This is a genomic window from Streptomyces sp. NPDC046931, from assembly GCF_040644655.1.
Lineage (GTDB): Bacteria > Actinomycetota > Actinomycetes > Streptomycetales > Streptomycetaceae > Streptomyces.
In genome coordinates, this window is record NZ_JBEYWX010000018.1 from 65,033 (window position 1) to 86,517 (window position 21,485).

The 21,485-nt window shown below is 70.3% G+C and carries 20 protein-coding genes and 1 pseudogene; 12 read left to right on the plus strand and 9 right to left on the minus strand.

Annotated features, from left to right (window positions below; translation table 11 throughout):
• Positions 1-18: 18 nt before the first annotated feature.
• Positions 19-2,190, minus strand: a pseudogene (locus ABZ876_RS27225) (MMPL family transporter); the annotation flags it as partial.
• Between the two features lie 100 nt (positions 2,191-2,290).
• Between ABZ876_RS27225 and ABZ876_RS27230 the strand changes: the two are divergent.
• Together ABZ876_RS27230 and ABZ876_RS27235 are read left to right on the plus strand one after the other, a co-directional pair.
• Positions 2,291-2,914 (plus strand): TetR family transcriptional regulator, encoded by a 624-nt coding sequence (locus ABZ876_RS27230; protein WP_361786488.1) that lies wholly within the window; start codon positions 2,291-2,293, stop codon positions 2,912-2,914.
• Positions 2,911-3,642, plus strand: coding sequence for a DUF2993 domain-containing protein (locus ABZ876_RS27235; RefSeq protein WP_361786491.1), 732 nt, complete (start codon positions 2,911-2,913; stop codon positions 3,640-3,642). The genes ABZ876_RS27230 and ABZ876_RS27235 overlap by 4 nt, the downstream gene beginning before the upstream one ends.
• Before the next feature lie 24 nt (positions 3,643-3,666).
• Here ABZ876_RS27235 and ABZ876_RS27240 read toward each other — a convergent pair whose 3' ends face one another.
• On the minus strand, positions 3,667-4,464 hold the full coding sequence (locus ABZ876_RS27240; RefSeq protein ID WP_361786494.1) for a maleylpyruvate isomerase family mycothiol-dependent enzyme: 798 nt from the start codon (positions 4,462-4,464) through the stop codon (positions 3,667-3,669).
• Positions 4,465-4,509: 45 nt separating this feature from the next.
• Positions 4,510-6,018 carry an MFS transporter gene (locus ABZ876_RS27245; protein WP_361786497.1) on the minus strand — a complete coding sequence of 503 codons (1,509 nt, stop codon included), beginning with the start codon at positions 6,016-6,018 and terminating at the stop codon, positions 4,510-4,512.
• 131 nt (positions 6,019-6,149) lie between these two features.
• On the opposite strand from ABZ876_RS27245, the gene ABZ876_RS27250 reads away from it, so the two are divergent.
• The 3 genes from ABZ876_RS27250 to ABZ876_RS27260 all read left to right on the plus strand — a co-directional run bounded on the left by ABZ876_RS27250 (position 6,150) and on the right by ABZ876_RS27260 (position 7,201).
• A complete protein-coding gene (locus tag ABZ876_RS27250; RefSeq protein WP_361786500.1) occupies positions 6,150-6,593 on the plus strand; it encodes a MarR family transcriptional regulator in 444 nt (147 codons plus the stop codon).
• Positions 6,594-6,619: 26 nt separating this feature from the next.
• Positions 6,620-6,862, plus strand: coding sequence for a hypothetical protein (locus ABZ876_RS27255; protein ID WP_361786503.1), 243 nt, complete (start codon positions 6,620-6,622; stop codon positions 6,860-6,862).
• Positions 6,863-6,985: 123 nt separating this feature from the next.
• Positions 6,986-7,201, plus strand: coding sequence for a DUF4177 domain-containing protein (locus ABZ876_RS27260; RefSeq protein ID WP_030063177.1), 216 nt, complete (start codon positions 6,986-6,988; stop codon positions 7,199-7,201).
• Between the two features lie 164 nt (positions 7,202-7,365).
• Here the strand turns inward: ABZ876_RS27260 and ABZ876_RS27265 are convergent, their stop codons facing one another.
• Positions 7,366-9,114: a protein kinase gene (locus tag ABZ876_RS27265; protein ID WP_361786507.1), complete on the minus strand. Its 1,749-nt coding sequence runs from the start codon at positions 9,112-9,114 to the stop codon at positions 7,366-7,368.
• A 171-nt stretch (positions 9,115-9,285) separates the two neighbouring features.
• On the opposite strand from ABZ876_RS27265, the gene ABZ876_RS27270 reads away from it, so the two are divergent.
• On the plus strand, positions 9,286-10,008 hold the full coding sequence (locus ABZ876_RS27270; RefSeq protein ID WP_361786510.1) for an FAD binding domain-containing protein: 723 nt from the start codon (positions 9,286-9,288) through the stop codon (positions 10,006-10,008).
• Here the strand turns inward: ABZ876_RS27270 and ABZ876_RS27275 are convergent.
• Positions 9,982-10,602 (minus strand): TetR family transcriptional regulator, encoded by a 621-nt coding sequence (locus ABZ876_RS27275; protein ID WP_361786513.1) that lies wholly within the window; start codon positions 10,600-10,602, stop codon positions 9,982-9,984. The genes ABZ876_RS27270 and ABZ876_RS27275 overlap by 27 nt on opposite strands.
• A gap of 88 nt (positions 10,603-10,690) precedes the next feature.
• On the opposite strand from ABZ876_RS27275, the gene ABZ876_RS27280 reads away from it, so the two are divergent.
• Positions 10,691-11,482 (plus strand): SDR family NAD(P)-dependent oxidoreductase, encoded by a 792-nt coding sequence (locus ABZ876_RS27280; RefSeq protein WP_361786515.1) that lies wholly within the window; start codon positions 10,691-10,693, stop codon positions 11,480-11,482.
• A 116-nt stretch (positions 11,483-11,598) separates the two neighbouring features.
• Here the strand turns inward: ABZ876_RS27280 and ABZ876_RS27285 are convergent, their stop codons facing one another.
• A complete protein-coding gene (locus tag ABZ876_RS27285; RefSeq protein WP_361786518.1) occupies positions 11,599-13,236 on the minus strand; it encodes a sigma-70 family RNA polymerase sigma factor in 1,638 nt (545 codons plus the stop codon).
• 337 nt (positions 13,237-13,573) lie between these two features.
• Here ABZ876_RS27285 and ABZ876_RS27290 point away from each other — a divergent pair, with 337 nt between their 5' ends.
• Positions 13,574-14,059 carry a TetR/AcrR family transcriptional regulator gene (locus ABZ876_RS27290; protein ID WP_361786520.1) on the plus strand — a complete coding sequence of 162 codons (486 nt, stop codon included), beginning with the start codon at positions 13,574-13,576 and terminating at the stop codon, positions 14,057-14,059.
• 1 nt (position 14,060) lies between these two features.
• Entirely contained in the window at positions 14,061-14,426 is a 366-nt protein-coding gene (locus ABZ876_RS27295; protein WP_361786523.1) for a hypothetical protein, read from the plus strand.
• A gap of 513 nt (positions 14,427-14,939) precedes the next feature.
• On the opposite strand, the gene ABZ876_RS27300 is transcribed toward ABZ876_RS27295, so the two are convergent.
• A complete protein-coding gene (locus tag ABZ876_RS27300) occupies positions 14,940-15,947 on the minus strand; it encodes an NADP-dependent oxidoreductase (RefSeq protein ID WP_361786526.1) in 1,008 nt (335 codons plus the stop codon).
• 120 nt (positions 15,948-16,067) lie between these two features.
• A complete protein-coding gene (locus tag ABZ876_RS27305) occupies positions 16,068-16,772 on the minus strand; it encodes a helix-turn-helix domain-containing protein (protein WP_361786529.1) in 705 nt (234 codons plus the stop codon).
• Positions 16,773-16,862: 90 nt separating this feature from the next.
• Between ABZ876_RS27305 and ABZ876_RS27310 the strand changes: the two genes are divergently transcribed.
• The 3 genes from ABZ876_RS27310 to ABZ876_RS27320 all read left to right on the plus strand — a co-directional run bounded on the left by ABZ876_RS27310 (position 16,863) and on the right by ABZ876_RS27320 (position 20,154).
• A complete protein-coding gene (locus ABZ876_RS27310; RefSeq protein WP_361786532.1) occupies positions 16,863-17,915 on the plus strand; it encodes an alcohol dehydrogenase catalytic domain-containing protein in 1,053 nt (350 codons plus the stop codon).
• Between the two features lie 167 nt (positions 17,916-18,082).
• Positions 18,083-18,541, plus strand: coding sequence for a DUF485 domain-containing protein (locus ABZ876_RS27315; RefSeq protein ID WP_361786535.1), 459 nt, complete (start codon positions 18,083-18,085; stop codon positions 18,539-18,541).
• Positions 18,538-20,154 (plus strand): cation acetate symporter, encoded by a 1,617-nt coding sequence (locus ABZ876_RS27320; RefSeq protein WP_361786538.1) that lies wholly within the window; start codon positions 18,538-18,540, stop codon positions 20,152-20,154. The genes ABZ876_RS27315 and ABZ876_RS27320 overlap by 4 nt, the downstream gene beginning before the upstream one ends.
• A gap of 85 nt (positions 20,155-20,239) precedes the next feature.
• Here the strand turns inward: ABZ876_RS27320 and ABZ876_RS27325 are convergent, their stop codons facing one another.
• A complete protein-coding gene (locus tag ABZ876_RS27325) occupies positions 20,240-21,412 on the minus strand; it encodes a helix-turn-helix domain-containing protein (RefSeq protein WP_361786541.1) in 1,173 nt (390 codons plus the stop codon).
• Between the last annotated feature and the right edge of the window lie 73 nt (positions 21,413-21,485).

Consider the following 21,485-nt stretch of genomic DNA (forward strand, 5'->3'; position numbering starts at 1 on the left):
GCTTCTCCGTGTGGGTCAGGCGTGCAGCTGGGGCAGGCGCCGGTCGAGCCACCCGGGGAGCCACCAGTTGGCACGGCCGAGGAGGAACATGCTGGAGGGGACGAGGACGAGGCGGACCAGGGTGGCGTCGAGGACGACACTGACGGCGAGGCCGAGAGCGAGCATCTTCACCACGACGGTGGGCGAGGCGGTGAAGGAGAGGAAGACGGCGGTCATGATGAGCGCGGCACTGGAGATGACACGACCGGTGGCCGCCAGACCGGTGCCGACGGAGCGTGTGTTGTCGGCGGTGCTGTGCCAGACGTCGGCGATACGGGAGAGCAGGAAGATCTCGTAGTCCATGGAGAGCCCGAAGACGATGGCGAACATCATCATCGGGACGTAGGACTCGATGGGCACCGGTTCGTGCAGGCCGAGCAGGGCGCTCCCCCAGCCCCACTGGAAGACGGCGGTCAGAACGCCGTAGGAGGCGGCGGTGGTGGCCAGGTTGAGCAGGACCGCCTTGAGCGGGATGACCAGGCTGCGGAACACGGTCATCAGCAGCAGGAAGGTCGCGGCGAGGACGGTGGCGATGATGACGGGCAGGCGCTGCTGGACGGTGTCTCGGAAGTCGACCTGGGCGGCGGTGGTACCGGTGACGTAGCCGTGGGCGGTCGTGCCGTGGAGGGCGTCCGGGAGGGTGTGGTCGACCAGGGTGGTCACCAGGGTGCTGGTGGTCTCGTCCTGAGGGCCGTGGGCAGGGGTGACGGTGGCTGTCAGGAGCTTTCCGTCCGGGCTGGGGCGCAGGCTGGTCACCTCGGCGACGTCCGGCGTGTTGTGCAGGGCGCGCTGCACGGTCGAGGCCAGGCTCGAGGCGCGGGTCCGGTCGGCGCCGAGATCGACGACGAGGGCCAGCGGCGCGTTGGCGCCGGGACCGAAGCCGGGCCCGGTCGCGTCGGCGACGAGATCGTAGGCGGTGCGGCTGGTGGTGCCGGAGGGGTCGGCGCTTGCGTCGACGTGGCCCAGGCGCATGGACAGGGCGGGTATGGCGAGAAGAGCCAGGACCGCAGTGCCGGCGGCGAGGTACTGCCAGGGGTGCCGGGCGACGCGGGCCGCGTAGCGGTGCCATCCGTCTCGGTCACCGGAGGTTTCGGCGACCGGCCGGCGCAGGGTGAAACGGTCGATGTGGCGGCCGGTCAGGCTGAGGGCTGCGGGAACGAGGGTGACCGCGGCGGTCGCGGTGATCATGACGGCGACGGAGGCGGCAAGGCCGAGCTTGCCGATGAAGGACAGGCCGCAGGCATAGAGGCCGAGCATGGCCACGACGACGGTGATGCCGGCGACCAGGACGGCGCGCCCGCTGCCGGCGGTGGTGCGGGCGGCGGCGGTGACCGGGCCGTGACCGTCGATCAAGTCCTGCCGGAACCGAGTGGTCAGAAAGAGGGCGTAGTCGATACCGACGCCGAGACCGATCATGGTGGCCAGGGTCGGGGCCGCGGTGGCGAAGGACACGCTGCCGGCGACGATGCCGACGACTCCGATGCCGGTGCCCACCGCGATCAGGGCGCTCATCAGGGGCAGCAGTGCGGCGAGGACGCTGCCGAAGGCGAGCAGCAGCACCAGCAGGGCGGCTGCTATGCCGACCAGTTCGCTGAGTCTGTCGTTGGCGGGCTCCCGGGTGACCTGGTCGAGGTCGCCGCCGTAGGACACCTGAAGGTGCGCGTCACGGGCCGGCTCGGTCGCCCGGTCCAGTTGCCCGGTGTAGTCGTGGCCAAGGGTCTTGGCCTGCACATCGAACCGCACGGTGGTGTAGGCGGTGTGCCCGTCCGCGCTGACCACCGGAGGGGAGGCGGACGTCACGTGGGGCAGCTTCGTGAGAGCGGTCACCGAACGGCTCACCGACGGGCCGGGCACCACGGCTTCGGTGTCGCTGTGGAAGACGACGCGGCCGCTGGAGCTGCCGGCGCCGGGCGAGTGGGCGGCGAGGAGGTCGGCGCCGGTGCTGGACTGCGTGCCCTGCAACGTCACCTGGTCGCTGAAGACGGGTGCCGCGACATGCCGGCCGGCCAACGCTGCCGCCAGCGCCAGCAGCCAGCAGGCGATCACCGCGACGGGGTGGCGGGCACACCACCCGCCGAGCCGGGTGAGCGTGCCGGCGCGTTCCTCGGGGGCGGTCGACGTCGGTGTCTCGATCTCAGGTTGCGCGCGCACGGGAGGCTCCAGCGTCCGGTGGGAGGGGTTGCTGGAGGCGACGGTAGACCAAAAGTGTCACGACTGTCATTTGTCATGAGTGACAAGTTATGCTGAGGTCATGCCCATCGATGAGCCCGCGCCCACCCCGGGACTGCGGGAACGCAAGAAGGACCGGACCCGACAGCAGTTGCGCGCCTGCGCCGCCCAGCTCTTCGCCGACCGGGGCTTCGCCGACACCACCGTCGCCGAGATCGCCGCCTGCGCGAACGTGTCCACCCGCACGTTCTTCCGCTACTTCGACAGCAAGGAAGACCTGCTCCTCCCCGACGGGATCGAACTCTTCACAGCCGTCGAACAGGCCCTGGCGCAACGCCCGTCGGACGAACCGCCCCTCGACGCCGTCTACAACGCCCTGCTGGCGGCAGCCGCGCTCTTCCAGAGCACCAGCCTCACCGCCCTCACCCACCCCCTGGACGGGACGGAACAGCTGATCGCGGCGCGCATGATCCAGGTCTTCGCCGAATTCGAGGAGCGCCTGACCCGACTGGTCCTCGACCGGCTTCCCCCCGAGACACCGGACGCCGACCTGCACGCCTCCGTGGTCGCCGGCGCCGCACTGGGAACCGTCCGCGCCATCCTCCGCACCCAGCGCAGCCGCCGCGCCGCCGGCACCCACCGGCCGGCCGTCCTGCTTCCCCAGGCTTTCGAGATCCTGCGACAGATCGGACACACCGCTCCATGAGCCGCCGACGCCTCCTGCTCGCCGCCACAGCGGCCGTCGTGGTCATAGCGCCGCTGACCGGCAGCGTCGTGGTCACAGACCGCGCCAAGCAGCGCATCAGCCGCGCCGCCGCATGCCGCCTCGCTCCCGTCGGCCACGTCAGCGCCGCCCTAGACAGTCCGCTGGCGTCTGTGAATCTGCTCCGTGGAAGCGTCGGCGACGTCGACATCCACGCCAACGGCCTCGAGCGCCACGGCATGTCCATGGCCCTCGATGCCCACCTGCGTCAGGTCACCACGAGCGGCGCCACCCATGGCGGTGACGCCACCCTGACCATCCCCTACACCGAACTCGCCAGGCGCCTGCCCGGCAACGGCACCGGCGACACCTCGTGGACACCCGGCACCGACGGCAGAGGACTGACCCTCACGGGCACCGCCGGAAGCCTGGGTGTGCCGGTCACCGTCCACACCGACATCACCCTGAAGGCGGGCCGACTCCTCGTCACGCCCACCGAGCTCACCGCACTCGGCCGCACTCTCCCCCTCGACGCCCTGCCCGGCGCCGCCGACGGCACCGCACTGGCCCAGCGCCTGAAGCCGCGCACCATCCCTCTCCCCGACTTCCCCTCCGGCGTACGGGCCACCAGCGCGCAAGCCGGGGAAGACGGCCTCACCCTCCGGCTCGACCTGACCCCCGGCGTCACCCGCACCCATGCCAAGGCCACGAGCGGCTGCCCGGAGGTGTGACACCGGACCCCCCGAACCGCCTTCTCAGAAAGCCGAGTTGGCGAACCAGTGGGCCAGCAGCTGCTCGTCTCCCTCATGCGCAAGGGCCTTTGCCCCGTAGGGCAGACGGCCGTAGACGAGCAGCAGCAGGTCGGCCGCGGTTCCCTGGACGGTCGCGTCAGCGGTGTCCGCGGTCGGGTGGGCCGTGTCGAGCCCGAAACCGTCGGGCCGCAGGCGGACGAGCCAGGTGTCGTCCCCGTCGGTGGTGCGGAAGCGGATGGTCTTGTCGGGGCCGCGCAGGTTGGCCACCTTGGGGGCGAAGAAGGTGGCGAAGGGCAGATTGACGAGGAACTCATCGATCCCGTCGACCGCTGCCGGACGGTCGATCGCGGGCCGGAGGCCGAGTGCCAGCTCGGCGTCGACCCGGTGCAGCAGGGTCTCGAAGAGCATCCGGCGCGCCCAGAAACGGGCGTACTGATCGGCGCCCCACGCCCACATCGGCAGGTCCGGGTCGGTGGCAGCGAAGGCGTCCGCGGCCACGGAGGCGCTCTCGGCCAGCCAGTCGGGGTATCCGTCCTCCCGCTCCGGGAGCCGCAGATCCACTTCACGTGTGCGCGGAGGCTCCTGGATGCGCGCCCGCAGCAGGACCGAGAACCAGCGCTGGACACTGCCTGTGTGCCTGATCAGGTCGGCCAGCGTCCAGCCAGGGCAGCTGGGCACCGCCGTAGCCGGGTCGGCACCCTTGACCGCCGCGACGAACCGGGCGGTCTCCGCCGCGACCGCCGAGCGGTGATCGACCGGGGTGGACACGGATGCGTGATCGGTGTGGTCAGAGGTCTTCATCCTGACATCCTTTCGGAGAAACCGTGGGTGCGCCTGGCCGGCGGGTCATACGAGCTCGGCATCTGATTCCGCCTCTGCGAGCGCCGCCGTTCCGGACTCGGTGACTTTGCTGAGCACGGGCGTACGAGGCGCGTACGCCGAATTGATTCCGACGAGGGCGACGGCGACGACCAGGAGGAACGCCGCTCCGGCGATCGCGAAGCTCATCGTGAACTGGCTCTCCTGGGGCAGTGCGGGCATCCCGTCCGGGAGCGGGATGGTCTTCGACGCCAGCAGCGAGGTGATCACCGCGCTTGCCACGGCGCTTCCGACCGAGCGGGAGATGGAGTTGATGCCGTTGGCGATGCCGGACTGGTGGGCGGGGACACTGGCGACGATGAGCGCGGGCATGGCGGCGTAACCGAAGCTGATCGCCAGCCCGATGACCATGCCCGCGCCGATCACGGAGGCCGTCGCATCGTGCGCGACGCTCAGCCAGGTGAAACCGACCACGCCGAAGCAGGCCCCCACGGCCAGGGTCACGCGCGCGCCGAGCCGACGCACCAGTGCGCCGCCGAACTGGGCGCCCACGAGCGAGACGAGCGTGGTGGGAAGCAGATACACGACGGACGCTCCGAGCACGGAAGCGCCGAAGCCGTAGCCCGCGACGTCTTCGGGTATCTGGACGAGATACGAGACGCCGATGAACTGCGCGAACATCGCGAAGCCCAGCAACAGCCCGGCCAGGTTGGTGAAGAGAACGGGCCGATGGGCGAACATCCTCATGTCCACCATCGGTTCCTTGACCCGGCTCTCGACGACGACCCACACCGCCGCCATGACGACCGCCCCGACGAAGCAGCCGAGCGTACGGCCGGACGTCCATCCCCACTCATGTCCCTGCGAGACCGGCAGAAGCAGCAGCACCAGCAGCGCCGCCAGGGTGACCGCTCCCAGCCAGTCCGTCCGCCCTCCCGTCGTCGTCCGGGAAGCGGGCACCGTGAACAACACACCTGCCAGCGCCACCACCGCCAGCACCACCGCGAGCCAGAAGACCCGGTGGTAGTCGGGGTCCGATCCGCGGGTCAGGAGCCCCGCGCCGACCAGCGCGAGCCCGCTGCCGAACGCGAGCGTGCCACTGACCAGGGCCATCGCACCATGCAGCTTCTCCGGCCTGATCTCTTCGCGCAGGACGGAGAGGGCGAGCGGGAAGATCGCGGTCGCCGCGCCCTGCATCACCCGGCCGACGATCAGCCATGTCAGCGAGGTGGTGGTGGCGGCGAGCACCGAGCCGGCGATCATCACCAGCAGAACGCCGACAAGGGTGGGCTTCTTGCCGTGCTGGTCGCCGAAGCGGCCGAGCAGCGGGGTGAAGACGGCGGCCGACAGAAGCGTGGCGGTGGTCACCCAGCTGACGTTCGCCGTGGTGGCGTGCAAGTCGCTCTGGATGATCCCCAGGATCGGGACGACCAGGGTCTGCATCATCGAGACGACCATCGCGGCAAGGCCGAGCACCAGGACGACCGCGGTGTCGGCCGGGCGCCGTCGGGCCGCCACAGGCTGCACATGAGACACGGAAATCTCTTCCCTAAGTGAGACCTCGACGAATACTTAAGAACGTCGAAGCTTGAGATCTTCAAGTAATAAGCGAGACCGTAGCGAGCGATATTTGAGATCGTCAAGTTTCCGGGCGTAAGGTGACGCGCATGACAGCACCCGCCCGCGTCGGCCCCGCCCAGCTCATGGAGCTGCTCTCGGTGTCGCTGGCTGCCTACTACGGCGACTTCACGGTCGCCGCCGCGAGCGAGAACCTCACGGCCAGCCAGGGCAAGACCCTCAACGTGCTGCGCCGGGGGCCCGCCTCCATGAGCGTCCTGGCCACCACGCTGACCTGTGACGCCTCCAACATGACCGGGATCATCGACCGGCTGGAGAAGCGCGGCCTGGTGCGCCGCGAGCCCAGTCCCTCCGATCGGCGCGTCAAGAACGTCGTCCTCACCGCGGAGGGCGAGCGGGTCATCGACGTGATCCGCGGAAAGATGCACCACACACTCGAGGGCCTGAGCCGACTCGACCAGCAGGAGCGGGACACCCTGTACGCCCTGCTGGAGCGCGCCTTCACCGCACACCCCACTGCCCCCCGACCCTGAGGTCGCCTGCGGGCGGCCCGAGCGGCATGCGCAACGGCCCCGACAGACCCGACGCCGAAGGCGCGGTACGGGATGCCCCGTTGACCGCGCTGACCGCGCTGACCGCGCTGCGGCGCATCGGTGACGTACGGGATCCCGCGGTCGTCGGAGCGTGGCTTCGGGCGGTCGTGCGAACCACCCCCCGCCTGCGGCTGCGCGCCACGCGGCAGACACCCGGCCTGGACGGCCTCGGCCACCTGCACCTTCACGGTCACGAGCCGTCGCGGTGAGCGTCGACCCCTTCGTCGACCGGGCTGCGGTCCGGCGAACCCCCGTGGCCAGCGCCACCGGGAAGATGATTGGCTTGCCCCGGCCATCACACATGACCCGGCCGGCAGGAGGAGTCCGCACCCATGAGCAGCCCCTACGCGTACGAGTACAAGGTCGTCACCTTCCGGGAGTCGCTGATCGGCGACGCGCTGGACAGCGACAAGCTGGAGAAGGTCCTGAACAAGCATGCCGAGGACGGGTGGGGCCTCAAGGCCATCACCTCGGCGGACGTCAAGGGCCGCATAGGTCCCGGAGCCGTGGAGGGTCTGCTGCTGACGTTCGAGCGCCCACGCGGGTGACCCTCGCCGATCCGGGCGTCGGCGCGGGCCCACAGGCCCGATGTCCGACGCTCGTTCCACGGCGGGAGCGCGGCCGGTACCCACGGCGCGGCGACCGCGACGGTGCCCGCCTTTGGCGTCGCAGTGCCCGGTGCGGTGTCGGCACGGGCCACGCACCGGGGAACTCACTCCGTCGGCACGGTGTCAGGCAGGCCCAGCGCGGCGGCTATGTGCCGCCAGATGGAGGCGAGTGCAGTGTCCAGGGTGACGGTGGGATCGCGCAGCATCAGCCGGATGCCGTAGCCGTCGCTCAGGGACAGCACGAGCGTGCAGAGGCCGTCCACGTCGGCCGGCGTGAACTCGCCGGACGCGATGCCGCGCCGTACCGCGTCGGCCACCCAGGAGTGCAGCTGCGCGTACAGGTCCACGGCATAGGCCCGGGTGGCCTCGTCGCGCAGCGCCCGGACCCACAGTTCCTGCCAGAGCCGCCAGTCCTGGTGCAGTACGGGATCGGTCGGCAGCAGGTTGCGTACGATGCGGGCCAGGATGACTGCCGCCGGCGCCGACCCCGCGTCGCGTTCCACGTCGACGGCGGTGTTGGCGAAGGAGTGGGTCATCGCCTCGGTGAACAGCTTCTCGCGCGTGTCGAAGTGGTAGTGGAGCAGCGCCGTGCTCGCCGAGGGCGTGACGTCCGTGGAGGGCGAGCCCACACGCGACGGCGCCTTGGCGGCAGGACGGCCGGACGCGGAGGACCGGGAGGACCCGGACGTGTGTGAGCCTCCGTCCGGCAGCAGCGTCCAGACGAGGACTCCGGTGAGCGCCACTCCGGCTACGGGCAGGGCCACCAGCGCCCGGCGCCGCCCACGGTCCGGCCGCACGGGCGCGGTGAGCGACGCGGGACCCGCGCCCTGCGGGCCCGGGAACGTCGTCGGCCCGGTGGGTGCGGCGTACCGTCCTGGGGGCATCGCAGGTGCGGGCCCGAAGCCCGTCGGTGCGGATACCAGGTGGGGAGGCTGCGTCGCGGGCGGGGGGTGCGGCTGGTAGGCGGTGGGCGCCTCCGTCTCGCGGGCGGCGCCGTCCAGCATCCGGTCCAGTTCCCGGGCCTCGGGCCTTGTCGCAGGGTCCCGGACGAGGACCCGTGTCAGGACGTCCCGCAGCGGACCCGCCTTGACCGGCGGCGGGATGTCATCGCTGAGGACGGCGGCGAGCGTCGTCAGTGTGGTGCCCCGGCGCAGCGGGTGGTGGCCCTCGACGACCGTGTAGAGCATCATCGCCGGCGACCACAGGTCCGATGCGGGACCACCGTCCTTGCCGGAGACACGTTCCGGCGCCATGTGGTCGGGTGTGCCGATGACCGACCCGGTGGCCGTGAGGGCGGTCGACTCGCGGCTCGCGGCGATACCGAAGTCGGTGAGCACCGGACGGCCGTCGGGACGCAGCGGAACGTTGGCGGGTTTGACGTCGCGGTGCTGGATTCCCGCCTCGTGTGCGGCGCGCAGCGCGACCAGTACCTCCCGCCCGATGCGCGCCGCTTCGCCCGGGTTCATCGGCTCACGCGCGAGGCGGTCGGCCAGGGAGCCGCCGGTGACGAGTTCCATGACGATCCACGGGCAGCTTCCCGGGCCGCCGTCGACCACATGATGGATGGTCACCACATTGGGGTGATCGAAACCGGCCAGCGCACGGGCTTCCCGCAGGACCCGCTCCCGCGGCAGACCGGCGGCCTCGGGATCGTACTCGGCGAGATCGGGATCGGGCGGCCGTACCTCCCTGACGGCCACACTCCGATGCAGCACCAGATCCCTGGCGCGCCAGACCATGCCCATTCCGCCGCCGCCGAGCCGTGCCTCCAGCTCGAACCGCCAGTCGACAACGCGTCTACCGCTGTTGTCGCTCCCAGCTCCACTCGTGCGCGGGAGCTTAGTTGCCGCCACGGGGTGAGGTGGGGCGGCCCCCGCCCCTGCGAGTCGCACCGGCTTGTGGGCATGCTCGTGTGAGCCCTGTATGCGCCCCTGTCCGTACGACAACAATGCGCCATGCCCATGGACGGGTGGCCGGTTCGCGCCTCCCGTCGGTCAACACCCCAGGAAGGCAGGTCGGCTGGCATGCTGTTGCGACTTCCCGTGTCCGTGTCCGAGGCGCAGGAGTGCCTGGTCGAGGGAGCCGTGCCGATCGGCGGTGCGACCTTGGTGTGGGCCGACTGGCAGCGGGACGGGTTCCCCGAGCTGGCCATGTCGTTGCGCAGTCTGCCGGAGGCCAATGTCATCGGGGGCGGGACGCTGGGCGCCGCCGTCGTGCTGAACCGGATCGACGAGCGGGTACCGGATGTCATACGCCTGGCCGCCACCGCGGTGGGGACCGGCGCCGTACGTCGTACGGCAACGGTCGGCGGCAACCTCGTGGGCAGCGCGCTGCGCTGTCTGCTGCCGGCGGCTCTCGTGCTGGATGCGCGTGCGTCGGTACTGGGGCCGGAGGGCGTTCATGAGACCGACCCGGCCGAAGTGGTCGCGAAACGGCCGCTCCTGCTGAACATCCACTGGTGTGAGCCCGTCGCCAGCGCCTACCGCAAGCTGCCCGCCCGACCGGGCGGACCTCCGCCGCTCGTCGTCGCCACGGCTCTGCACGCCGAAGACGCCGGCCGGCTCCGCCTCCGTGTCGCCGTACGCGACGGATACGACGTGATCAGCGAGAGCGCCCGGTGTGACACCGGCGGCGAAGAGGCGCTGCACGCTCTACGGAGCACGGGGCTGGGCGATCTCCCCGTCGGCGCATGGGAGATCGTCAGCCGGCAGGCCACAGAGCTAGTGCGTCCCTTCGGCGTTCAGTGACGGCGCCGTCTGCTCGACAGGTCGGCCGGCAGTCCCGCGAGCGAGCAGCAGGAGGGCGTCGACCAGGTCTTCCGCAGGGCTTCCCGTGGCCAGGCGCCGGAGTTGCAGACCCATCACCAGGGCGACCGTGGTGGCCGCCAGACGTTCCGCGTCCGGTACGCCCAGAGCGGTGAGGATCCGGGTGGCCAGCCGGTCGTAGGCTCTGAACGCCTCCGCCGCGGCATCCCGCAGTCGCTCGTCGCGCCCGGCGTGGATATACAGCTCGAAGGGTGCGAGATGGGCGCTGTCGAGCGCTGTGCCGCACGCGACCTGGCCGGCCAGCGACGCCGCGTCTTCGACGTCGATGGCCTCGGTCTGGCACTGGTCGGCCAGCTCGGTGAAGTACCGGGCCTCTTCGCGTACGAAGTGCAGCAGACTCTCCCGGAGCAGGTCGTGCTGGGTCTCGAAGTGGTACGTGACCGAGCCGAGTGACACTCCGGCTTCCCTGGCGATCCGCCTGTTGGTGACCGCGACGACGCCGCCCTCGCCGATGATCCGGAGGACGGCGGTGATGATGCGCTGGCGCGTCGTGGCGGAGGGGGCGGCGTTCGGCATGCCGCTCATTGTTCCATCCGCGTTCCGGTGGACAGTCCCCGTGCCCCTCTCTATCGTTCGTTCGAACGAACAGATCGGGAGGATAGTCGTGCACATTGCCGGAGCAACTGTTCTGCTCACCGGAGTCACCGGCGGTATCGGTGGCGCGCTCGCCGCCGAGTTGTCCGCTCGCGGTGCGCACCTCCTTCTCACGGGCCGACGGCGCGAAGCGCTGGAACCCCTCGCCGATCGCTACGGCGCGCGGACGATCCTGGCCGATCTGGGGGACGCCGACGATGTGCTGCGCCTCGCACGGGAAGCCGCCGGTACGGACATACTCATCGCCAACGCCGCGCTGCCGTCCAGCGGTGACGTGCTCGACTACACGCCGGAGCAGATCGACCGGGCGCTGGCGGTGAACCTGCGCGCGCCCGCGATGCTCGCGCGGCTGCTCGCTCCCGCCATGGTGGCTGCCGGGCGCGGGCACATCTGTTTCGTCGGTTCGCTGTCGGGGATGGCGGCCACCAAGTCGTCGTCCCTGTACACCGCGACGAAGTTCGGGTTGCGCGGTTTCTCGCTGGCCTTCCGCCAGGATCTGCACGGCACGGGCGTCGGTGTCTCGATCGTCCAGCCGGGCTTCGTACGGGACCTGGGCATGTTCGCGAACACCGGATCGCCGACGCCCGGCGGCGTACGCACCATTGCGCCTGAGCGGGTCGTCAAGGGCGTGACGCGAGCGATCGAGCGCGATGTCGCCGAGGTCAATGTGGCCCCGCTGGAGCTGAGGTTCCTCACCAAGATCGCGTCGCAGTTCCCGGGATTCTCCGAGCGGGTGCAACGGCTGGCGGGGGCGGAGCAGACTCTCGGCACGATCGTGGCGGCACAACGGTCGAGCCGGTGAGCAGGCGACCGTGGCCTTGGTGTGCCGGGCCGGCGGTGATGGCGGTGGTCTCCTCCGCCATCTGCCGCATCCCGGGGATCAACGGGCCCTGAACGGACGTCGGTTGCTTCCCGGCGTCAAAGCTTGGCGCCGAAGTCCTGCGTCCACCAGGGACCGCCCGAACCCTTGTGCACGCCCACCCCGATGTTCCTGAACGAGCAGTTGAGGATGTTGGCGCGGTGGCCCGGGCTGTGCATCCAGGAGTCCATCACCGCCTCCGGGGTCTGCTGGCCCTGGGCGATGTTCTCCCCGTACGTGGACCAGCGGTAGCCGGCGGCGGTGATGCGCTGCCCGGGGTCGGCACCGTCCGGGTTGGTGTGTTCGAAGAAGTTGCGGGCGGCCATGTCGTCGGAGTGACCCTGCGCGGCCTTCTCCAGTTGCGGGTCCTCCGTCAGCGGACCACAACCGGCGGCCGCCCGCTCCTTGTTCACCAGGGCGACCACCTGCGCAACGGTGCCCGACGCGGCCGCCTGCGGCTGCGGAGCACCGGCCGAACTCTGCGTGGGCCGAGCGGGTCGCCGGGAAGCCGGCACGCTCTTCCGGGTGGGGCGCGGGCTCTTGGAAGCGCTCGCCTTCTTCGATGGCGACGCGGACGGAGACGGAGACGGGGAAGCCGACGGCGAGGTCTCGACGGCACTCGATTCCGAGAGGTCCACTGCCGGTGCGGCTGCGGTGCGCGCGGCGGTCGCGCCCTCGGACCCGGTCCCGGAGTCCGTGCCGAAGTACCAGAGGCCACCACCCGCCACACAGGCCGCCACGACGGCACCGCCGACGGCCCGGCGCTGAATCCGCCGGCGCCGACGGGCCTCGCCACGGGAGGTCGCCCGGACCCGTCCGGCACGGTGTCCGGCCCCCGGGGCCGATCCGGCATTGCCCTCGGACGCGTCGAGCCGGGACGCAGAGCCTGCCGGGGCCATCCCGTCGGAGGCGGAGCGCACGCTCGCAAGCAGCGCGGACGTCGGCGCAATCAGCGCAAGGCCGACGAGCAGCCCCTCCACGGGCATCAACCCGCTCCACAGGCCGGAGCAGCGCGCGCAGCCGCGGGCGTGCCGGGCTATTCGCTTGCGCCACAGCGCCGAGGGCCGGCCGTCCCAAGAGGCCAGCACGCCACGCAGTTCCTCGCACGGCGGCTGCGCGTCGAGCGCCCGTACGACCACGCGGGCCGCCTCCAGCTGCGCCTTCATCCGTTGCACCCGGACCGCCGTGTGCTGAGGCGACAGCTCCAGCGCGGCGGCGACCTCCGCACGGGTCAGCTCGCCGGCGCACTCCAGCCACCACAGCGACAGCAGCCCTCGATCGTCCGACTCCAGCCAGCGCGTCGCGCGCGCGGTCTCCTGGCGCTGACCGGACAGCTGTAGCTGCACCATGGTCAGGTCCACGAAGTCGGCGCCCGGATCCGCGAGGTCCTCGGCCTCCTCCACTGCGACCGGGGCGAACTGCCGGTCCTGCCAGTGCTTGCGGACCTGGTTCATCGCGATCGCCACGAGCCAGGACCGGAAGCTCTCGGGCGTACGCAGACCGTCCAGCGCGTCGAGGGCACGGAGCATGGTGTCCTGCACGACGTCGTCGACATCGGCCGAGCCGTTCAACGCCCGCCCCACGATGTTGTAGACCAGCGGGAGGTAGGCGCTGACCAGGGCGTCCTGAGCTCCCGGGTCGCCCGCTCGCGCAGCGGTCACCAGTGCCACCGACTCCGCCGTGTGCTGTGTGCTCATCAAAAGCTTCCCTGTCCTCGACGCCGAACGATGCTGTCCGGTACCTGGGAGATCGCTCGATGAGCCTCGGATAACAGTTCTGCGGACACTCGTTCCACGAGAGGTTCACCGCACCGCTCCGGCGACGCAATGGGGGACGTCACATCAGGGGACGCCGGCACGGACCGACCGCCACGGGAACAGGCCCCTGCGCGGAGACGTTCGCGCCCGCCGCGACCAGGAACAGCACTGCACTCATCGCCAGGGCGCCCCCGGAGAAGCGTCGACTTCCCTGTGCGTCCAGTAAAAGAACACTCGTTCTTGACTCATCGTTCTTTAATCTCATAGGGTCCCGGCCATGGGACGACCGCGCGCCTTCGACACCGATCAAGCCGTCACCACTGCGGCCACTCTCTTCGCCACACACGGCTACGAGGGCACCTCGGTGGACGACCTGGTCACAGCCACCGGCATCCACCGAGGCAGTCTCTACAAGGTCTTCGGCTCCAAGCGGAGCCTGCATCTGACCGCTCTCCGCAACCACCTCGACCACGAGATCCACCCGACCACCGCCGCCATCGCCACCCTCACCGACCCGGCGCAGGCACTGACAGCGGCCATCGCGTCGTACGACAACGGCCCGGCCGCCGGATTCCTCCTCCTCGCCGCCACCGAACGCGCCCCCCACGACCCGGAGGTTGCCGCGCTGGTCGCGGAGGGCATCGCCGCGCTGGAGGACGCCCTGCGCCCCTCCCACGGTGACGCCGCCCCTCAACTCGCTTCCACCGTCCTCGGTACCCGCCTGCGCCTGCGCGCCCAGCGGGCCGCCCCCAAGGAGCACTGACATGGCCCTGATCTCCATCGACCGTGAAGCCGGCCTACTGACCGTCGAATTCCAGGGCCTCGACAAGCTCTGGACTCTCAAGAGCCGCCTGGAAATCCCCCTCACCCACGTGCGTGGCGCCACCCACGACCCCGGCATCGCCCGCGAACCGAAGGGCATCCGCGTCGGCGGCACCCACTTCCCCGGTGTGATTACCGCCGGCCGCTTTCGCCGCGAGGGCGAACGCCTCTTCTGGGACGTGAAGAACCCGGACAAGGCGGTCGTCATCGAACTCGCCGACGCCGAAAGCTACGACCGGCTCGTCATCGAGGTCGACGATCCCCGCGCCACCGTGGCCCGCATCGAGCAGTCCATCGCCCACGGCTGAAGCGTGACTTCCGGCTTGGACACCCGCCCGACTTTCGGCACCTGTTCCCCTACCTGCCGCAGCAGTCGGGCCACACCAAGCGCCTGCACGCGGCCGGGCCACTGATCTCCAGCGTGATCGAGACCCTGGCCAGGCAGGTACCCACCCGGCACGACGACCTGCGGCTGATCGACTCCACCCCGCTGTCGTGCCCGGCCTCCCTCGAGACGGTCAAACGTTCCGAGCCGGCCGGACACGCCGCTTTACGGATACCTCCGCAGCAACTCACGCTTCTTCCGGGGCCTCCGGCCGTACCTGCCGAGCACGGCCGAAGGCATGCCGGTCTCCCGGTGCCCGGCCGGCCCCGGGCTCGGCGAGCGGGAGGTGATGACCGCGTTACCGGAACGCGATCATCACCTGATTCGGGCCGGGCAGGTGATCCTGGCGGACAAGGGTTTCGCCGGGCGGGAGTGCGAAGGCTTCATCACCGACCGGCTCGGAGCTCACCTGGTGCGGCCCCACGCGCCACGGCGGTCATGCCAGCTCCAGAACGAGCTTGCCGACGTTCTGCCCCTGGAAGAGCATCTGCAACGTCTCGGGGAAGTCGTCCACGCTCCCCCGCACCACATGCTCCTTGACCTTGATGCGGCCGGCGCCGATCCAGGCGGAGATGTCCTGCGCTGCCTGCGCGTAGCGCTTGGCATAGTCGAAGACGACGAAGCCCTCCATGCGAGCGCGGCGCACCAGCAGCGAAAGGTAGTTGGAGGGGCCCTTGACCGGCGTGGCGTTGTTGTACTGGCTGATGGCACCGCAGACCACGACGCGCGCATGCATCGCCAGCCGGGTAAGGGCGGCGTCGAGGATGTCTCCTCCCACGTTGTCGAAGTAGACGTCGATGCCGTCGGGGGCCTGGTGGCGCAGGGCTTTCCTGACGTCTTCGGCGCGGTAGTCGATCGCCGCGTCGAATCCCAGTTCGTCGGTGAGCAGCGCGCACTTCTCCGGCCCTCCGGCGATGCCCACGACCCGGCAGCCCTTGGCCTTCGCGATCTGACCCGCGATGGTGCCGACCGCGCCGGCCGCTCCTGACACCACGACGGTCTCGCCGTCCTTCAGGGCCCCGACATCCAGCAGGCCGAAGTAGGCGGTCATGCCGGGCATGCCCAGCGCGCCCAGATATGTCGAGGGCGGGGCGAGGGAGGTGTCGACCTTCATGGCGCCCTTGCCGTCGGAGACCACGTGCTCCTGGACGCCGAACATGCCGACCACGTGATCACCCGGCTGGAAGTCCGGGTGCCGGGATGCCGTGACCTCGATGACCGATCCGGCGCGCATCACCTCACCGATGCCCACCGGCGGCAGATAGGAGGGACGGTCGTCCAGCCAGCCCCGCATGGCGGGGTCCAGGGAGATGACGCGCGTGCGGCCCGCGAAAAGGCCGGGGCCAGGCTCGTCGGCGGGCCCGGAACAGTGCTCCCAGTCCTCGGGTTTCACTTCGCCCACGGGACGGGCTGCCAGACGGATCTGTCGGTTGGTCACGGACATCGCGCCTCCTGTCGTTCAGGGCTTCGCCGAAGGGTACCGACCAGTAGGTATGTCGAGGTGTGTGATGTTCACCACACGCCGTACCCCGTCATGCAGAGATCGACCGCAGGGTCGAGCCGGTCAGCGAGTCGAGACCTGCTGCCCGAACCGGCCCTTGCTGTTTCGCTCGTGCAGCAGCCGCCCGGTCTGTTCGGACACCGGCGCGGCCAGCAGCGCGGTGACCAGGTCGACCAGTCGGCTGGTGAACAGCCGGTCGTCCCTGCGAGGGCGGCCGGCGGCCCGGGCAGCGAGTTCGGCATGACAGAAGCGCATGGCGGTGAAGCGGGTATGGAACACCGTGGTCGACTCGGGAACCAGCAGCGGTTCCACCAGGCGCCGCCAGGGATAGATGCTCGACCCTTCCGTGACGACGACCTCGACCAAGGGCTCGGGGCGGTTGAGCAGTTCGGCCACGATCTGCAGGAACTCGCGGCCGCCGTCGGGGTCGGCGAGTTTCGTGGCGGCCGGCAGCACCAGTGCGGCGGCGAGGGAACGGAGATCTGCGGCGCCACCGTCCTCGTACTGCTGCAGCAGTACCTCCCGCCGGGCGTCCACCGCGGGAAGGTGCTTGTCGAGTACGGCCCGCAGCAGACCCGCCCGGTCGCCGAAGTGGTACTGCAGGGCCATGGCGTTGCGCTGGCCGGCGGCCCGCTTGATCTCGTTTAGCGACGCACCGTCGACGCCCTTCGCCGCGAACAACCGCTCGGCGGCCCGGATGAGCGTGGCGCGCGTGTCACCCGCCTTCCGGCTCCCAGGCGACGAGGCCTGCGTCTCATGTGCTGTCACGGATGCCCATGCTAGCGTCGCCCCGCCGAAGTAATACGCCTGCATTAACAGCTGATAAAGGCGCCTTGGCGCGCTGCGGGAGTCAATCGAATGAAGGCACTGACCTACCACGGCCCCCACGACATCCGCTTCGAAGATGTCCCCGACCCGGCCGTCACCAGCCCCACCGACGCGGTCGTCCAGGTCACGACGGCCGGTATCTGCGGTAGCGACCTGCACATCTACGGCGGCAACGGGTTCACGTCGGAGACCGGTTACACCCCGGGACACGAGTGCGTCGGCCTGGTCGTCGACACCGGCGACCGGGTCACCCGCTTCAAGCCCGGCGACCGCGTCCTGGTACCCGCCTCGGTCGGCTGCACCCTGTGCGAAACCTGCGCGAAGGGACTCACCGCCAGGTGCGAGCGAGCCCACGCCCCGACGGACCTCTGCTACGGAGTGAGCCCGCATCTTCCGGGCAGTCAGGCCCAGGCCCTGGCCGTCCCCCATGCCGATGTCAACCTGGTGCGCCTGCCCGAAGGCGTCTCCGACGAGGCCGCCATCGTCCTGACGGACAACGCCCCCACGGCCTGGTACGGCTGCCGCCGGGCGCGCATCCAGCCAGGCGAGACGGTTCTGGTCATCGGCCTGGGCCCGGTCGGTCTCATGGCCGCGCAATCCGCCTTCACGATGGGTGCCGCCCGTGTGCTGGGCGCGGATCTGGTCGCGGAGCGCCGCGCCTTCGCCGAAACCCTGGGCGTCGAGCCGGTCGAGGGCGAGGACGCTCGAACGGCCGTACGGGAGATGACCGCAGGGCGCGGACCGGACGCCGTGGTGGAGGCGGTGGGCTCGGACGCCACCATCGAGCTGGCCCTCAAGGCCGTCCGGCAGGCAGGACGGGTCAGCGTCATCGGCGTGAGCCAGAGCAAGGCCTTCCCCTTCCACATGGGACTGGCCCAGATCAAGGAGCTGGAGTTCGCCATCGGGCTGTGCTCCATCCATTACGAACTCCCTGCCCTGATGCGCCTCACCGAGGCCGGCCGGATCTCGCCCGAGGTCGTGGTCTCCCACCACTTCGCCCTCTCCGAAGGCCCCGCGGCGTACGACCTGTTCAACAGCCGCGCCGCCGGTGTCCGCAAGGTACTTCTCGACCCCGCCCGTTGATCCGCCCCCCCGTCGGCCGATCTCCGCCCCACGGAACCGCATCGTCCCTGAAACGTGACCCCCAGCAGGCTGACAGGCATTCCTACCAGTCGGTATGGTGCGCGACCTGAAGCACCTCCTCCCCCGCTCACCTGCACGGATCCGAGCCGTAGTTGGAAGGCCAGGCGATGACATACGCCGACGAGAACCAATACCCGCCATCGGGGCCGACGGGGTGGCCGCGGCCCCGCACCGAGCCCCGGTCGTACGGCCACGGCGCCCCCGTATACGACTGGTACGGGCAAGCCACCTGGAACGAGCCGCGTGCGCACCAGGATCATCCGCGCCATGCCGACCTCACCGCGCTGCGGTCGGCCTACCGCCTGCTCCGCCGGATCTCCACGCTGACCGCGCTCGGCTCCTTCGTGGTGTACGTCGTACTGTCCTGCTGGGCGCCGGGCCTGATGGGGTCCAAGATCGCCGGGGAGCTGAGCCTGGGAATGGCCCTGGGAATCCTCCAACTCGTCGTCACCTTCGGGGCGGTCTTCTGGTACGGACGCAGCGCACAACGCTCGGTGGATCCGCTGGCCCGCGCCGTCAGGGAGCGGGCGGTCCCCACCGGCCGGAACGCGGGAGTGGCGAGATGAACGACTTCGGTTCCGGGACGCAGGCCATCGTCCTCGTTCTGTTCACCACCCTGGTCACCCTCACGCTGCTGATGTGCGTGATGGCGGGACCGGACCGCGACGACCTGACGAACTTCTACACTGGTTACCGCTCGCTCACCCCCCTCAAGAACGGCCTTGCCATCGCGGGTGACTACATCTCCGCGGCCACGGTGCTGAGCACCACCGGCATCGTCGCGCTCGCCGGATACGACGGCTATGTCCTTGCGGTCAGCACGGCCTTGTCCATGGTGCTGCTGATGTTCCTGCTGGCCGAACCCCTGCGCAACGCCGGCAGGTTCACCATGGGCGACGTCCTGGCCCGCAACATGCCCGGGCGGGCGGTGCGTATCGCCAGCTGCGTGGTGACGCTTGCGGCGACCCTGCCCTTCCTCGTCGTCCAGCTCTCCGGGGCCGGGTCACTGCTCACCTTCATCCTGAAGCTCCCGCACGTGGCGGGCGCCAGGACGGTGTGCATCGTCATCGTCGGCAGTCTGATGATCATTTACGCGGCGCTCGGCGGTATGAGAGGCACCGCGCTCATTCAGATGATCAAGATCGTGATCCTGCTCGGCACCAGCGCCGTCGTCGCCGCCCTGGTCCTGAACCGCTTCGACTGGAGCCTGGGTGACCTGGTCAGGGCCGCCCAGCAGGGCAGCGGCGCGGGCCCCTCCTTCCTCCAGCAGGGCCTTCAGCTGGGCACCTCGGCCGGCGACCGGCTGGACTTCATCGGTCTCCAGATCACCGTGGTCCTCGGCGTGGCCTGTCTGCCCCACATCACGATGCGCCTGTACTCCGCGCAGGACGTGCCCGCCGTACGTCGCTCCATGTCCTGGGCGGTGGGCACGGTCACCACGTTCTGCCTGTTCGTGATCATCATGGGTACGGGCGCGGCGGCGCTGGTGGGATCGCGGTACATCACCGCGGCCGACCCACAGGGAAGGACGTCCGTACTCATGCTGTCGCAGGTGCTCGGCGGGGCACCCGGCTCCGCGGGCATGACGATGCTCTATTCGGCCGTGGCGGGCATGGTGTTCATCACCCTGCTGTCGTCGGTCGCAGGCATGACGCTGGCCGCGGCCTCGTCGCTCGCCCACGACCTGTTCGCCCAAGCGGCGCGGCGGGGGCACGCGGAGCCCCGTACGGAGATGACCGTGGCGGTGTGGACGAGCGCGGCCGTGGGAACCATTGCCATCGGCCTCTCCGTGCTGGTCCAGAACTGGGACGTCGGCGTGCTGACCACGCTGGCCATCTGCATAGGGGCGTCGGCGGTGGCACCCGCGCTCACCTACTCCCTGTTCTGGCGCGGATTCACCCGCACCGGCCTGCTCGCCACCCTCTACGGCGGAGCGGCCTGCGCGCTACTGCTCATGGTCTTCTCCAAGGCCGTTTCGGGCACGCCGTCCGCCGTCTTCCCGAACGCCGACTTCGACCTGTTCCCCATGCAGTCCACCGGTCTGGTCTCCGTCCCGTTCGGCTATCTGGCGGGCTGGCTGGGCAGCCGTCTGGACCACCGGCGGCGCGCCGCCGACAGCCGCGAGAGCCGGCGCCTGTACGAGGAGAGCGAGGCACGGCTGCTCGCCGCGGCCGAGTGACCGCGCGGCGGGGGCGGGCTGGGCAAGCGGCCTCGGTGCCGCAGCCCAGTCCGCCCACGGCGATTACGGCACCGCGGCGGCCCGCTCATGCCGGGCCTCGTGGGGATGTCCCCAGCTCGCGCGCCGCCAGGGCCCAGCTGAGCTCCACCGCGGTGTCGGGAGCGTCCAGGCTGGTGCCGGTCAGCTCCTCGAAACGACGCAGCCGGTAGCGGACCGTGTTGACATGGACGTGTGCTCCGCGGGCGACTTCGCGGATGTGCCGTCCCGTCTCCAGATATCCCCGCACCGACTCCTCGATGAGCGCACCGAACTCCCCCTCCGCCTCCAAGGGGCGCAGATAGCGGTCGAGCAGCATCTCGGCGAGTTCCGGTTCGGCGACGACGGCCACCCGCCAGGACAGGTCGCTCAGGTCGTACACGCCGCGCAGAGCATACGCACGGGCGGCTTCCAGCATCCTGCCGGCGGCACGGAAGGAGCGGTGCGCCGCGGCCAGGTCCGTCGGCGGGCCGAGCCCCGCCGTGACCTCCAGGTCACCGACCTCCGGCTTGTCCTCGACGACTCCGACGACAGCCTCGTCCAGCACGGTGAGCAGCGCGCCTCGGCCCTTCCTGCGGTTGTGGGACTCCAGGGAGCGTTCCAGCGCGTCCGGGCCGGCGTTGCCGTTCGGCACGGCTCTGATGGCCCGGTAGGGCCGCCCCGGGTCCAGTCCGTAGATCGCCGCACCGCTGTGGATCTCCGCCGCGCTCAGCGTCCCGTAGAGCAGTCCACGCAGGAAGTCGGCGCGGCGGCGGGCGTCGGCGAGGGCGGAGGCGACCTCCGCCTGCCGGTGGACGGCGGCGATCTGCAGACTCGCGGCGTCCGCAAGTTCCCACAGGCACGTGGTGCGGTCGACGATGAGGCCGGGATCCAGTCCACGTTCGGTGGCCTCGGCGAGGAACAGATCCCGTATCGCGCTCAGCGCCCGGCGGAAGGCGCGGAGCCCGTCGCCGAGCGGCACGCCCCGCTCGACCCGGTCCCGGGCCACGTCGGCTTCGTCGAAGTCCTCCGGCGCGGGCACCGTGCCCTCTCGCACCACCGCGAGGGCCCGCTGGAAGTGCCGATGCCAGATCTGGTCAAGGAGTTCCCGGGGGACCGCGCGGTAGGACGGGATGTGGTCCGTCAGATCCGCGTGCAACCGCCCGCCCACGTGCCACTGTTGCGCGGCCATCGCGGCGATGACCCGTTCGAGCGGCGCCCCCGCGCTCGGCTGCCCGGGCATGGACCTCACCTCCGCCCTCCGGTACCGGCCGTTGTGCAACCGAACAATATGCCGGCCTCCGGCCTTGGCCGGG

Bases quoted from the DNA above. Each gene is read 5' to 3' on its own strand.
- ABZ876_RS27240 (WP_361786494.1), bottom strand. From the start codon at position 4,464: ATGAAGACCTCTGACCACACCGATCACGCATCCGTGTCCACCCCGGTC.
- ABZ876_RS27290 (WP_361786520.1), top strand. From the start codon at position 13,574: ATGGGACGACCGCGCGCCTTCGACACCGATCAAGCCGTCACCACTGCG.
- ABZ876_RS27275 (WP_361786513.1), bottom strand. From the start codon at position 10,602: ATGCCGAACGCCGCCCCCTCCGCCACGACGCGCCAGCGCATCATCACC.
- ABZ876_RS27310 (WP_361786532.1), top strand. From the start codon at position 16,863: ATGAAGGCACTGACCTACCACGGCCCCCACGACATCCGCTTCGAAGAT.
- ABZ876_RS27250 (WP_361786500.1), top strand. From the start codon at position 6,150: ATGACAGCACCCGCCCGCGTCGGCCCCGCCCAGCTCATGGAGCTGCTC.
- ABZ876_RS27260 (WP_030063177.1), top strand. From the start codon at position 6,986: ATGAGCAGCCCCTACGCGTACGAGTACAAGGTCGTCACCTTCCGGGAG.
- ABZ876_RS27320 (WP_361786538.1), top strand. From the start codon at position 18,538: ATGAACGACTTCGGTTCCGGGACGCAGGCCATCGTCCTCGTTCTGTTC.
- ABZ876_RS27300 (WP_361786526.1), bottom strand. From the start codon at position 15,947: ATGTCCGTGACCAACCGACAGATCCGTCTGGCAGCCCGTCCCGTGGGC.
- ABZ876_RS27230 (WP_361786488.1), top strand. From the start codon at position 2,291: ATGCCCATCGATGAGCCCGCGCCCACCCCGGGACTGCGGGAACGCAAG.
- ABZ876_RS27270 (WP_361786510.1), top strand. From the start codon at position 9,286: ATGCTGTTGCGACTTCCCGTGTCCGTGTCCGAGGCGCAGGAGTGCCTG.
- ABZ876_RS27295 (WP_361786523.1), top strand. From the start codon at position 14,061: ATGGCCCTGATCTCCATCGACCGTGAAGCCGGCCTACTGACCGTCGAA.
- ABZ876_RS27315 (WP_361786535.1), top strand. From the start codon at position 18,083: ATGACATACGCCGACGAGAACCAATACCCGCCATCGGGGCCGACGGGG.
- ABZ876_RS27255 (WP_361786503.1), top strand. From the start codon at position 6,620: ATGCGCAACGGCCCCGACAGACCCGACGCCGAAGGCGCGGTACGGGAT.
- ABZ876_RS27285 (WP_361786518.1), bottom strand. From the start codon at position 13,236: ATGAGCACACAGCACACGGCGGAGTCGGTGGCACTGGTGACCGCTGCG.
- ABZ876_RS27325 (WP_361786541.1), bottom strand. From the start codon at position 21,412: ATGCCCGGGCAGCCGAGCGCGGGGGCGCCGCTCGAACGGGTCATCGCC.
- ABZ876_RS27235 (WP_361786491.1), top strand. From the start codon at position 2,911: ATGAGCCGCCGACGCCTCCTGCTCGCCGCCACAGCGGCCGTCGTGGTC.